This is a genomic window from Citrobacter sp. JGM124 (genome assembly GCF_018257795.1).
Taxonomy (GTDB): Bacteria; Pseudomonadota; Gammaproteobacteria; order Enterobacterales; family Enterobacteriaceae; genus JGM124.
Genome location: NZ_JAERJD010000003.1, coordinates 353,339 through 365,745, shown reverse-complemented (window position 1 = coordinate 365,745; position 12,407 = coordinate 353,339). Strand labels below are relative to the sequence as shown.

Sequence of the window (12,407 nt, the reverse complement as noted above, 5' to 3'; positions counted from 1 at the left end):
GTTATCCACCTGCCATCATCAATCTCAGTCCGGCGAACAAAAGCAGGGCAAGCGATGAGGCCACCATCATGAGATTAATCGTGCGCGTAATATCGTCACACGCCACTTCCCGGAGGGCGTCACCGATCCAGGGTTTTTCCACCCGCTCACCGAAATAGTCATTCGGCCCGCCAAGGTGAATACCTAAGGCCCCCGCAACCGCCCCTTCTGACCATGCACAATTGGGGCTGCTATGCTGGTGACGATCGCGGAAACCGATCTTAAATGCTTGCCTGGGGTTTTCTCGTAATAACCATGCAGCCAGGCTGATCAACACCCATCCCAGGCGAGCCGGGATAAAGTTGGCCACGTCATCCAGCCGGGCAGAAACCATCCCGATAGCACGGTATTTCTCTGTTTTATAACCCAGCATGGAATCAAGGGTATTAACCGCTTTATAAGCCATGGCCAGGGGCGCCCCACCAAGGAACAGGAAAAAGAGCGGCGCAATTACCCCATCAATACTGTTTTCCGCGACCGTCTCCACCACTGCCCGGGTGATCTGTGGGCGTTCCAGTTGGGAAGTATCCCGCCCGACAATCCATGACAATGCTTTACGGCTTTCTTCCAGGGTACCGTGCTGCAAGGCCTGGTAGACTTCCCATGCTGCATCCCGTAAACACCCCGCAGCCAGTACGGTATAAATCATCCAGACTTCAATGATAAAGCCTAACCCCGGATGAATCGCGCTGGCCAGTTGTAACAGACTCCAGCTAAGACCCCAGGAGCTACCCACCACGATAATCCAGAGCAGGCCCCCACCCATTTTTAAGCCCGGAGTTGAATGACACAGGCGGCGGACTTGCCGCTCCAGCAGCGAAATCAAGTGCCCCATCCAGCGTACAGGATGGGGCCAGTTAGCCGGACACCCCAGCCAGAACTCCAGCAGCGCGGCGCTAAACCAGGCAACAATGGTCATACAGGCCCTTTATTTCTCGCTTATGCCTGCCAGGCAAGCCGATAAAAAAGCCGCCTGACACCCCCCAATATCAGAAGGAGGCATCAGACGGCTTATCACAGTCCATTACTCTCAGGCAGACTTGGCTTCAGTTTTCTTCTGTTCGCCAATCAGTTTCAGCTTCGCGGAAATTTCACGACGCTCTTTTGACAACTCCGCGCTTTTAATAATGTAATCGTCAACGCGGTCATCATAGTCAGTTCTCATGCTGGCGATAATCTCTTGTACCGCTTCGATACTCATGCCTGGCTTAATGTATTCGCTCAGGTTCTCCAGCAGTAACACCCGTTTTTTGTTGTCGCGGATTTTTTTCTCTGCATCCTGAATTTCACGCTGCAGTTTGTTTTTACGACGGAACAGACGAACAAAATCGAGAACGTCCTGAAATGAAGGTTTACTATTTTCCATTTTCACACCTTGGCTAAATTGGCAATCGGACTCATTAGGCTATGACTACTACCTTAAGTTATAGCGCACCTGAATGACAATGCGTTACTGAGAGAATAAACGAACTCAGGCTATCTTAACCCCAATTATGGCTGAATCGAAACAAGCTGATAAAATTTTGCCATAAAATACCTGAGTAAACAGGCAAATGAGAGCACACCCGTTTTTTCTGGTGAAGCCCCATTAAAGCTGCGCTTTCAATACTCCCCCAAGTTATCGCAACCAGGGGGTGATAGTCAGCCCCACCAGCAGCCCTTCCGGGCTAAGTAATCGGGTGACGCGCTGCCCCCATGGCTCATGCTGATTATCAACCAGTAGTTGATACCCTTTATCTTTTAGTACCTGGCTTGCTCCCTCAAGGGAATCCACTTCAAACTCTACCCAGCACTGTGGCACAGGGCTCGTCCCTGGCCATTCGGCATGCCCAAAACAGGATTGTGCCGCCTGTTCCAGGGGCCAGATAGCAAAATGTTTCACCCCGTCCAGGGCCCCGGTTTCCAGTGAAAGATAGCTTTCATTACCGGGTAGCCCTTTTAAGGGTAAACCCAGTGTCTGCTGATAAAAGGCCTGGCTTGCCGGGCAATCTCGGGTAATAGGGCCATACCCGGCAATAAACAGAACACTCAGCCCGGTTGTGACATCCAGCATGTTATGACTCCTGAATCTGCGTGACAGGGATCAGCATTTCCAGCACCCAAATACCGGACTGCTCTCCCTCATGAAGGTAACGTTCATAGCAGGGTTTCCCCGTGAGCCGATATCGGGCGTCTGCTTCGACTTGATCAAACAACTGCTCCCAGGCCTCAAAAAAGGCATTATTCTCAATTTCTGCCAGCCCGACGGCATAAAGCCCCCCAGGGAGAGTGATTAACCGGGCGCCTTCGCTCCCCGCAGGCAGTACAAAGTTGTCCCCGACGGCAATCGCCGTGTCACAACGTAACCGATCTGCTGGCACCTGGTCGGGATCATCATAATAGACCGCCAGCTTTTCCCCCTGGAGCTGATGATCACGAGTCCAGCGGGAGAGAGATTCAAACCCCCTGGGAACCGTTTCTTCCCAAGGGCCTATCCAGTGAAATCCCACCAGATTACGTGCCGCGACCTGTTTCACAGTAAACATATTGCCTCTCTGCCCCCTTGTGATAACCACGATATATTCATATAACCATACCCATCCCCCAGTGGTGGCGTCTGGTTTTTTAGCCAATCTGTGCAGCACACCACCAAATGGCCCCTATGCACCGATTCCCGGCAGGCCGCAGGCAGGAATGTTGTCGCTGGTTAATAAGAATGATAATCTTTACCCTATTATCTTCCGATAGTAACAGGCTGATTTCAGTGACGCTGCAAGATCCCAATGTGTTAGTGCCCGCACAAAAAAAATTCATCTTAATTGAGGATTTTAAACGCTACGGTAAGCGTTACGGCATTGACTATCACTTCCCACAATACCCTAAGGGTGCCACCACCCCTGTGGCCGTACTCCAGGGGGATGTGGAAGAGATGACCCTCGGTTCCGGGATCAGCCTCACGCAATCAGATGTGCTGGTTTTAGAACCTTATGAAACATTCTCAAGCCATGAGTCCCCGCTCTATATGCTGGTGGTGCTGGAGGGGCATGTGGTGGTCTCTCACTATGGCCAGCAGTATAGCATTCACTCAGGCATGACTTTTGCCACCCGTTTATCGAGCCACCACGCAATGACAGTACGCCATGTGGCGGGTCATAAACTCAGAACCCTGTCTTTGGGGGTCTATCCCGGAGAAGCCTGGCACAGTAGTTTACTGAGCGCGTTATTACAGGAGTGGCAGTTTAGCAATACCCCACCTCTGACCTGGCACGTCCCGGATTATTTGCTGGTCGGTTTGGCCAGGGCACAGCATGATAGCGGCACGGGGGTTGCCCGCCAGCTGATTATTGAAGGCCTCATTATGCAACTCCTGGGTCAGGGGTTGCATCAGCAGCAGATTGCCCTGAAACCCGGGGCGCTGGCACTGCGATGTGAACATCAACGGCTGGAAAATATTCGCAAGCTGCTGGAACAGTCACCAGAAAAGGAATACAGCCTGAATGGGCTGGCACAGCAAGCCGCCATGAGTGCCAGTAGTTTACGGAGTAAGTTCCGGCTGGCTTATGGCTGTACTATCTTTGATTTTCTACGTGACTGCCGCCTGGCTCTGGCCCATCGCTATTTGCTGGAAGGGCACAGTGTGCAACAAGCGGCATGGATGTCCGGTTACCAGCATGCCACTAACTTCTCCACAGCCTTCCGTCGCCGCTATGGTATACCCCCGGTAGACATTCGCCGCCCCCGCTAGCCACGGAAATATGCCCCTGACATAACAGTTTGTCATTACGCATATGTAACCTGACATTGCGCATATCTGCTTACCCCTTCAAAAAGGTAATAATTCTTATTAACAATTAGAAAAGGCCTTTGGAGATGTTGATGTTGACTAAAACGCGTCTGGCACTACTGGTGGGCGTCGTCACCGGGAGTATCACTTTACCGGTACTCGCTGAGGAAAATGCCAAAAACGATACCCTCATTGTTACCTCCCAGGTACAACGTGGTGCCACCAAACTGGCAACCCCGGATATTGAAACACCACAAGCAGTTTCAATCATTACCCGGGAACAGTTTGAAGAGCAAGGAGCGACCAGCGTACACCAGGCGGTCACTTATACCCCAGGGGTATACAGTAACCAGATAGGCGCATCAAACCGCTTTGACTACATTGTGATGCGTGGCTTTTCTGACGGCAGCCTCGATAATATTTATCTTGACGGGCTAAAAATGATGGGGGATACCAACTCCCATAGTTCACTGGTCGTTGACCCCTGGTTTTTAGAAAACATTGAAGTAGTACGGGGCCCTGCTTCCGTACTGTATGGCCGATCATCCCCCGGGGGGATTGTTGCCCTGACCTCCCGCAAACCCTCTTTCGATACCGGGGGAGAAATAAAACTGTTTGGGGGAAACAACAAACAACGGGGAGCAATGTTTGATGTGACCGGCGCCCTGGATGACAACGACCGGGTCGCGGGGCGTATTAGTGGTATGACGCGTTACGCGGACTCACAGTTCAGCCCGCTAAAAGAAGAGCGTTATGCCATCATGCCCAGCCTGACCTGGCGAATCACTGATAACACCCGCCTTGATGTAATGGCTTACCTGCACCGGGACCCGGAAGGAGGCAGTCACTCAGGCTTGCCTTATGAGGGCACCGTGGTTCCCCACGATGGCCACAAAATTTCCAACACCTTCTATGAAGGTGAGTCAGACTACGATAAATACGACCGCCGGGAAACCATGGTGGGGTACGATATTGAACACCTGTTTGACAGTGGCTGGGCAGTCCGTCAAAAATTGCGCTATCTGCATACCAAAGTTGAGCTTAATCAGGTCTATGCCGCTGGCTGGCTAAATGAAAATGAGCTAAACCGCGGTTATTCCGGCTCTGACGAACAGATGAATGCCATCACCCTTGATAACAATATCGACGGCAGTTTTAGTACCGGGTTACTGAATCATCGGGTACTGATCGGTATTGATTATCAGGACAGAAGCAATAATACCACCGGGTATTCGGGCCAATTCCCGCCACTGAATGCATTTAACCCTACCTATGGGGCTAACCCCATCAGTATCTCAATGTGGGGCAAGGAACAGCATAAGCTGCGTCAGACGGGTTACTATCTGCAAGACCAGGTCTCATTGGACAACTGGCGACTGACCCTTGGCGGGCGTTTTGACCAGGTTAAGATAACCAATATCAATAAACTGGATAACTCCACCAGCGGGCTGGATAAAAACAACTTCAGTAGCCGTGCGGCCCTGCTCTATCTGTTTGATAGCGGTATCGCGCCTTATGTCAGCTACTCGACTTCCTTTACACCAACCAGCTTCACCGATGAAAAAGGTGATTTGCTGAAACCCATGACGGGGAAACAGTGGGAAGCAGGCCTGAAATATGAGCCTGAGGGCATGAACAGCCAGTTCAGCGCCTCCGTCTTCCGTATTAATCAGAAAAACATTGCCACCAAAGAGGAGCCTGACTCCCCGTATCGTTCTATTGGCGAAATAGAATCTGAAGGGGTAGAACTGGAAGCGGTGGGCGAGATAGCAGAAAACCTGCGTCTGCAGGCGGCCTACACCTATACCGATATCAGTTACAAGAAAAGTAGCCCGGAAGAACAGGGCAAACGCGCCGTGTATGCTCCACGTAATATGGCCAGCACCTGGCTAAGTTATGATGTGGCAAGCGGCCCGCTGGATGGCCTGACCCTCGCCTCGGGTGTGCGTTATGTAAACGGCGTTACCACCGACCGCCAGAACACCCATACCCTGCCTTCCTACACCCTGGTAGACCTGGCTGTCGGTTATGATCTGGCGAAAGTGGGCATTAAAGGCTTAAGCGCACAGCTCAACGTCAATAACCTGACAGACAAGCGTTATGTTGCTGCCTGTAATTCACTCTCTTACTGCTATTTTGGGGCTGAACGAAGCATTGTTGGCAGCCTGTCCTGGAAGTTCTGACCTGACGGCAGCCCTTTTGGGCTGCCTTTAGTTTCCGCTGGCAAAGAAACATTATCTGCTCCGCCCATCATTGAGGATTGACGCCAGGGTTAAAACCGATAATACTGTATATTAAAACAGTATTATAAGGATGCCTCATGTTCGTTGAACTCGTCTATGACAAACGCAATGTTGCCGGTTTGCCCGGTGCCCAGGAAATAATTCTTGAGGAGCTAACCCGCCGTGTCCAACGGGTCTTCCCTGATGCTGCCGTCAGGGTAAAACCGATGCAAACCAATGCGGTGAACAGCGACTGCACCAAGTTTGAAAAAGAACGCCTTAACCGCTTAATTGAAGACATGTTTGAAGACGCTGAATTCTGGCTGGTCAGGGAGTAAGCACCATGGATAACATCATTATTTCCGGGGTGCGGATCTACTTCCCCCGCCCAGGTGAAGGGCTGCCTACCCCCTCCACAGATATCCGTACCTTTGCCATCAAAAATACCATTGATACCCGTTGCTGCCTGTTAGCCTTCCAAAATGGCCAATGGCGAGTGTTATCCTTGCCGGAATACCAGAACACCGGGGCGGCCATCATGGCCGCGGTGAAACAAGGACAAACCCAGTGGCAGTAACTCACCGCTCCTGGCCTGGCAAATAAAAGCCAGGGGCCGCCCATCATTAAGGTTGATAATGCTAAATCAGGCAAAAATGAGTACCCATACACATTAAGCAGCGACCTCTAATAATCTACATTCCTGTTCAAGGTAAATTTCATGTACTGCCTTTTAAAAGAATGTAAACTTACAAATTAAAGTAGTCAGGTCAGTTAACTTCGCATCACCATCAAATAATAAATCAAAGCAGTCAGGTAAGAGATAAAGCTAAATAAAGTCACGATGACTTTTATTTTTATCCATTGAGTTTTTTTTGATGGGAGGCTTTTAATGAATTTTATTTCATCAACATTCATATCTCGTGTATAAAAGCTTTTTTCTTTTGCAAGCAACGCAATAATAAAAAAAGAATCTCGCATAAAAGAAAAAAAGAACCCGGAATGCTGATATATCATTACTTGAGTCGGTAACTTCTTAAACTTATCTTTAAATACTTCACAAGTTTCATTGAAATGTCGCTTTGATATTAAATATTGAATGAAACAAAGCAATGTTGACAATAAAGCGATGGCGATGAGGATAGCCATTACCATTTCCTTTATATCACTGAAAAATTTATTTTCCATATATTTCATATACCTTATTTCCCATTGCTTCACCGCCAACGCTGCCAAGTTCTGAACCAGCATAACCTGCAGTGCCACCAACAATGACAAGACATGCTAATCCGCCTATACCAGCAGTTCCTACACCAATCGCGATACATGCAGGGGCGGCTAAATAACCTGCACCAATACCAAGCCCTGTACCCCCAATAAAACTACTAATCTCAGTATATTTTTTCCTGGTACACTCTTCTTCTCGGGAAACGGAACATGCTTCATTTATTTCATTAATCGAGTGAAGAGCACTAAAACCTATTCCTACATAACCAGTATAACGCATTGCTTTAACATATTTAGCTGCACGTTCGATATGTGTCGCATAACCTTCAATATCGCTGATTCCTGTTTGATTCCATTTATAGGTAATCGAACTTGTCGACAAGCCCAAAGCATTTTTTATTTTTGTATACTCCCCAAACTTCATTCCTTTGTTCAGAAACCCGACTTTAAGTACCTGCTCAAGCTTATTGAACAATTGAGCACGTTTTACATAGAACTGCTCACCAATTAAAGCACCTCGTGTCATATAGGTGTTCTTGTAAGTGTCCTGAATCTCTTTTAGGATTTTTTCTATATTCTCGAAATATTTTCCAACAGGCTCAGCAGCAAGGCCTATTCCCTTATCAGCAATATTGCTAAAATTTGCTATCGTTGCATAATGACTATGTAGAAAATTAGCCTCTTTATTTGTAAGGGGTTCTAATGCTGCATCAATACGCTGCTTAGCTTCCTTCATGTGCGCTACCTGTTCATCATCCTGTTTATCAGGATCAACAATCAGCATGATAGAACCGGCTTTGTATTCCTTACCTTGTCCATTTAATAACAGATAAAGTTCACGTGTCCCCGCTGGCGGGTTGCCTTCAAACAGGTATTTTTCATACGCTTCAGTTTCTGCACCATAAGGCAGAACACAGAAACCAGCATCTACTGGTTCACGTTTGGTTTCATCCTTATGTGGTTTTTTAGCAGTCTGGGCATGTTGAGCTGGTTCTTCAAATTCAGGAGAAGCGGGAGCCACTACCCTACCGATCATCGGAACAGTTTCACGTGTTTTTCCTCCCTGATACGGCCCGTGCTTTGCCCACGTATGCGTTGGAATAAAAAACGCTTTACATGGGCACGTTGAGCGACTGTAGAGTGTACTGGCAGCATAACATCCATGAATGATCTCTCCGGGGTGTCCTCCACCGACACTGTAGGTCCCCGGATGTTTTCCACAGGATACTTTACTCCCATTGACGGCCTGCCGGTTCTGGTTCGGGCCAAATCTTGTTCCCTCAGGGTGTCCCTCCAGAACACTTCCTCCACATGAGGTTTTATCACCTTGAACTATCCAAAAACCAATTGACATTTCCTTTGTTCCTCATGATGTTATCGGCTTCCCGCGATACAATTTAATATCTTACGCCTGTATCATAATTGAGCAAGTACAGTGGCTCTTTAATGATAGAAAGATTTTATTGAAAAAGTTAGTGCCAGATTTACCCAGAAAAGATCTCAGTGTAGAGATATCGTCAATCCAGCTACCTGAACAGAAGTGATATCATCACCTAATAACTCAAACAGGTGACATCATGGCCGGACGTAACAGATGAAATTTCAGCCTCCGGTTCAGACTCGAAGCAACCCAGCTTATGCTTGACCAGCATTAAACCGTCGCAAATACCGCAATGAATATCGGTAAATCAACCATGGAAAAATGGATTTGGTGCATATATGGTACGCAATATGACGTGGGCTCACGTAAACAGTAAACAATTGATAGATACAAAAGAAGACCCAAGAGCGGGTCACTTGTTGAAAAATCAATTTAATAACAGCGATGTAGATAACACAACTGGACGCAAATAAACATTGAATAACTCAGAACAACAACCTACCTTCCTGTTCCACGACTATGAAACCTTCGGCAAGAGTCCGTCATTAGACCGCCCGGCACAGTTTGCTGCGCTGCGTACGGACAGTGAGTTTACTGCGACAGGCACCCCGGAAGTGTTTTATTGCCGCCCGGCGGATGACTATTTACCCCAACCTGAAGCGGTGATGATAACCGGGATAACTCCACAACAAGCACTGGCCCAGGGCGAGAACGAAGCAGCATTTGCCAAACGCATTCATGGGCTGTTCAGCACCCCAAATACCTGTATCGTTGGTTACAACAATGTGCGTTTCGATGATGAAGTGACACGCCATATTTTCTACCGTAACTTCTACGATCCTTATGCCTGGAGCTGGCAGCATAATAATTCACGCTGGGACCTGCTTGATGTCATGCGGGCCTGTTACGCCCTGCGTCCTGAAGGGATCATCTGGCCAGAAAATGAAGATGGCCTGGTCAGTTTCCGCCTTGAACATTTAACCCGGGCGAATGGCATTGAACACAGTAATGCCCATGATGCCATGGCGGATGTCTATGCCACTATTGCCATGGCAAGCCTGGTAAAAAGCCGCCAGCCACGTCTGTTTGATTACCTCTATAACTACCGCAGTAAACAGAAACTGCAAACGCTGATTGATATCCCGCAAATGAAACCCCTGGTTCATGTCTCCGGCATGTTCGGGGCATGGCGGGGTAACACCAGCTGGGTCGCCCCACTGGCCTGGCATCCTGATAATCGTAATGCGGTGATCATGGTTGACCTTGCCGGGGACATTTCCAGTTTACTGACACTGGATGCGGATACCCTGCGCACGCAGCTATACACCCCCAAAAATCAGCTTGGGGATACCGCGGCAGTCCCCATCAAACTGGTGCATCTCAATAAATGTCCGGTACTGGCGGTGGCGAACACGCTGCGCCCGGAAGATGCAGAACGCCTGGGGATCGATCGCCAGCACTGCCTGACAAACTTAAACATTCTGCGCAACAACCCCCAGGTACGGGAAAAAGTGGTCGCCCTGTTTGCCGAGGCGCCTCCCTTTATCCCGGTGGATAATGTTGATGCCCAGCTGTATAACGGCTTTTTTAGTGATGCGGATCGCACTGCCATGGGGATTGTGCAACAGACCCCCCCTGATCAGCTTGGGGATACAGGCCTCACCTTTGTTGATGGCCGTATTGAGCCCCTGTTATTTAACTACCGCGCCCGGAACTGGCCAGAAACCCTGAATGAAGCAGAACAACGTCGCTGGCTGCAGCATCGCCAGGAACAACTCAGCCAGGAGAAGGTACAAGCCTATGTGCTGGAGCTGGAAACCCTGTATAACCAGTATGAAGGAGATCAGGAAAAACTTAAGCAACTCAAAGCGTTGTTTGACTATGCTCGCCAGCTAGTTGGTTAATATTGACTGCTTCAGCAGAGGTTATCTTTCCTGCTACAGACACAAAAAAGGCGCCTTCCGGCGCCTTTTTCACGTGATGCATAGATTTTATGCCACGTCTTCACTGCACTGTGGTACTGGGTTACGGAAGCTTTTAGTCACACAAGCAACATAAACAAAGCCAATCGCTGCCCAGATAAGGCCGAGGATCATGGAACTTTCTTCCAGATTAACCCACAAGGCACCTACCGTCAGCGCACCAATCAGCGGCAGAACCAGGAAGTTCAGATGGTCTTTCAGAGTCTTGTTACGTTTCTCACGGATCCAGAACTGAGAGATAACGGACAAGTTAACAAAGGTAAAGGCCACCAATGCACCAAAGTTAATCAATGCCGCAGCAGTAATCAGGTCAAAATCCAGTGCCAGTAACGCCACTGCACCAACCAGCAGAACGTTAAAAGCTGGAGTACGCCATTTCGGATGAATATAACCAAAGACACGGTTAGGGAATACACCATCACGCCCCATGACATACATCAGGCGTGAAACACCCATATGGGCTGCCATACCTGATGCCAGTACCGTTACGGTAGAGAAGATCAGTGCGCCAACCTGGAACGCTTTACCCGCCACAAAGAACATGATTTCTGGCTGTGAGGCTTCCGGATCAGTGAAACGAGAGATATCCGGGAAGTACAGCTGCAAGAAATAGGTAGAAACGATAAAGATCAGTCCCCCCACCAGCGCTGTCAGCAGAATCGCCAACGGAATAACACGTTCAGCGTTTTTAGTTTCTTCAGACAGGTTACTGATCCCGTCAAAACCCGTGAACGAGAAACAGAGGATCGTCGCCCCAGTAATCATCGGCACAATATGGGCATTTTCAGACCAGAATGGCTTGCTGCTGGTCAGTGTTGCCTGGCCTTCGCCACCGGCGACACCATAAATAACCATACCAATAATGACCGCAATCAACAGGATCTGCAGGGTCACAATCGTTCCGTTAAAGTTGGTGACTGTTTTCACACTACGCAGGTTAGATACCGTCATAAAGCCCACCAGCGCAATAACGAATATCCAGGAAGGCACACCCGGCACGAGCGCTTCAAAGTAGATCTTCGCCAGCAGGATGTTGATCATCGGCATAAACAGGTAATCAAGTAGCGATGACCAGCCCACCATAAAGCCCACTAACGGGTTAATGGATTTTTGCGCGTAGGTATAGGCCGAACCGGCAGACGGGAAGCGACGAACCAGCTTGCCATAGCTCAGGGCGGTAAACAGTATAGCCACTAAAGCAAAAGCATAGGCTGTCGGAACATGACCGTCGGTCATCCCGGAAACAATACCGAACGTATCAAACAATGTCATGGGCTGCATATAGGCCAGCCCCATCATGACTACGGGAAGCAACGTTAAGGTTTTCTTCAAACCCACGCGATTGTTTGTACCTGCGGTGACGTTAAGCGACATGGTTATTTTCCCCTGATACGGTGAAAGCCTGCGCAAAAGCAAAAATCTGCCCCATCTTAATTTCCTCGGCGACACAACTGTCGTTTTTTAAAAGCTAGTATCTATCCGGTACGAAGCCCGGCCTCTTGTTTTTTGGCAAATGCCGTTTGTCTGACTTTATTGGTTGCAAAAAAATAACCGACGTCTCTTAAACGTCGGTTAGTATGCATTTTTTGCAGAACGGCTATTTTGCCCTAACCGGGTGGCAAATGACAAGAGAATAACGCCTGCAAAATACATTTATTTTCAACGAAAACGACGAAAATTTTTTCATCGTTTCTGGTCTGAGCACCCCATAAACACTAGGGGCGCCCGATATGTTAACCACCGGGAAATAATCCATCACCCACCGGGCATTATACCCTTGTTTAAAACAGGGTATT

General features: G+C 48.7%; 12 protein-coding genes. 5 read left to right on the top strand and 7 right to left on the bottom strand.

Going from position 1 to position 12,407, the window contains the following annotated elements; translation table 11 throughout:
* Position 1 precedes the first annotated feature (1 nt).
* From cbiB to sbmC, 4 genes are all read right to left on the bottom strand, one after another.
* Positions 2 to 958: an adenosylcobinamide-phosphate synthase CbiB gene (gene cbiB, locus JK154_RS06345; protein ID WP_211991665.1), complete on the bottom strand. Its 957-nt coding sequence runs from the start codon at positions 956 to 958 to the stop codon at positions 2 to 4.
* A gap of 111 nt (positions 959 to 1,069) precedes the next feature.
* Entirely contained in the window at positions 1,070 to 1,405 is a 336-nt protein-coding gene (locus JK154_RS06340; RefSeq protein WP_211991664.1) for a DUF496 family protein, read from the bottom strand.
* Between the two features lie 252 nt (positions 1,406 to 1,657).
* Entirely contained in the window at positions 1,658 to 2,092 is a 435-nt protein-coding gene (locus tag JK154_RS06335) for a VOC family protein (protein WP_211991663.1), read from the bottom strand.
* Between the two features lies 1 nt (position 2,093).
* On the bottom strand, positions 2,094 to 2,564 hold the full coding sequence (sbmC, locus tag JK154_RS06330) for a DNA gyrase inhibitor SbmC (RefSeq protein ID WP_211991662.1): 471 nt from the start codon (positions 2,562 to 2,564) through the stop codon (positions 2,094 to 2,096).
* 170 nt (positions 2,565 to 2,734) lie between these two features.
* Between sbmC and JK154_RS06325 the strand changes: the two genes are divergently transcribed.
* The 4 genes from JK154_RS06325 to JK154_RS06310 all read left to right on the top strand — a co-directional run bounded on the left by JK154_RS06325 (position 2,735) and on the right by JK154_RS06310 (position 6,601).
* On the top strand, positions 2,735 to 3,763 hold the full coding sequence (locus JK154_RS06325; protein ID WP_211991661.1) for an AraC family transcriptional regulator: 1,029 nt from the start codon (positions 2,735 to 2,737) through the stop codon (positions 3,761 to 3,763).
* Positions 3,764 to 3,894: 131 nt separating this feature from the next.
* The gene (locus JK154_RS06320; protein ID WP_211991660.1) at positions 3,895 to 5,985 is read left to right on the top strand and encodes a TonB-dependent siderophore receptor; all 2,091 of its coding nucleotides are present in this window, start codon (positions 3,895 to 3,897) and stop codon (positions 5,983 to 5,985) included.
* A 137-nt stretch (positions 5,986 to 6,122) separates the two neighbouring features.
* Positions 6,123 to 6,362: a DinI-like family protein gene (locus JK154_RS06315; protein WP_211991659.1), complete on the top strand. Its 240-nt coding sequence runs from the start codon at positions 6,123 to 6,125 to the stop codon at positions 6,360 to 6,362.
* 5 nt (positions 6,363 to 6,367) lie between these two features.
* On the top strand, positions 6,368 to 6,601 hold the full coding sequence (locus tag JK154_RS06310; protein ID WP_211991658.1) for a hypothetical protein: 234 nt from the start codon (positions 6,368 to 6,370) through the stop codon (positions 6,599 to 6,601).
* Positions 6,602 to 6,795: 194 nt separating this feature from the next.
* On the opposite strand, the gene JK154_RS06305 is transcribed toward JK154_RS06310, so the two are convergent.
* Entirely contained in the window at positions 6,796 to 7,209 is a 414-nt protein-coding gene (locus JK154_RS06305) for a hypothetical protein (protein WP_211991657.1), read from the bottom strand.
* The gene (locus JK154_RS06300; RefSeq protein WP_211991656.1) at positions 7,199 to 8,602 is read right to left on the bottom strand and encodes a PAAR domain-containing protein; all 1,404 of its coding nucleotides are present in this window, start codon (positions 8,600 to 8,602) and stop codon (positions 7,199 to 7,201) included. The genes JK154_RS06305 and JK154_RS06300 overlap by 11 nt, the downstream gene beginning before the upstream one ends.
* A 503-nt stretch (positions 8,603 to 9,105) precedes the next feature.
* Between JK154_RS06300 and sbcB the strand changes: the two genes are divergently transcribed.
* Positions 9,106 to 10,533: an exodeoxyribonuclease I gene (sbcB, locus tag JK154_RS06295; protein ID WP_211991655.1), complete on the top strand. Its 1,428-nt coding sequence runs from the start codon at positions 9,106 to 9,108 to the stop codon at positions 10,531 to 10,533.
* Positions 10,534 to 10,620: 87 nt separating this feature from the next.
* On the opposite strand, the gene JK154_RS06290 is transcribed toward sbcB, so the two are convergent.
* Complete coding sequence (locus JK154_RS06290; protein ID WP_211991654.1) at positions 10,621 to 11,985, bottom strand: APC family permease; 1,365 nt, start codon at positions 11,983 to 11,985, stop codon at positions 10,621 to 10,623.
* Positions 11,986 to 12,407: the final 422 nt, after the last annotated feature.

What these genes read in the sequence shown, in the direction of transcription:
- JK154_RS06290 (WP_211991654.1), bottom strand. Translation starts at nt 11,985, where the DNA reads ATGTCGCTTAACGTCACCGCAGGTACAAACAATCGCGTGGGTTTGAAG.
- JK154_RS06320 (WP_211991660.1), top strand. Translation starts at nt 3,895, where the DNA reads ATGTTGACTAAAACGCGTCTGGCACTACTGGTGGGCGTCGTCACCGGG.
- cbiB (WP_211991665.1), bottom strand. Translation starts at nt 958, where the DNA reads ATGACCATTGTTGCCTGGTTTAGCGCCGCGCTGCTGGAGTTCTGGCTG.
- JK154_RS06300 (WP_211991656.1), bottom strand. Translation starts at nt 8,602, where the DNA reads ATGTCAATTGGTTTTTGGATAGTTCAAGGTGATAAAACCTCATGTGGA.
- JK154_RS06315 (WP_211991659.1), top strand. Translation starts at nt 6,123, where the DNA reads ATGTTCGTTGAACTCGTCTATGACAAACGCAATGTTGCCGGTTTGCCC.
- JK154_RS06310 (WP_211991658.1), top strand. Translation starts at nt 6,368, where the DNA reads ATGGATAACATCATTATTTCCGGGGTGCGGATCTACTTCCCCCGCCCA.
- JK154_RS06305 (WP_211991657.1), bottom strand. Translation starts at nt 7,209, where the DNA reads ATGGAAAATAAATTTTTCAGTGATATAAAGGAAATGGTAATGGCTATC.
- sbmC (WP_211991662.1), bottom strand. Translation starts at nt 2,564, where the DNA reads ATGTTTACTGTGAAACAGGTCGCGGCACGTAATCTGGTGGGATTTCAC.
- JK154_RS06340 (WP_211991664.1), bottom strand. Translation starts at nt 1,405, where the DNA reads ATGGAAAATAGTAAACCTTCATTTCAGGACGTTCTCGATTTTGTTCGT.
- JK154_RS06325 (WP_211991661.1), top strand. Translation starts at nt 2,735, where the DNA reads ATGATAATCTTTACCCTATTATCTTCCGATAGTAACAGGCTGATTTCA.
- JK154_RS06335 (WP_211991663.1), bottom strand. Translation starts at nt 2,092, where the DNA reads ATGCTGGATGTCACAACCGGGCTGAGTGTTCTGTTTATTGCCGGGTAT.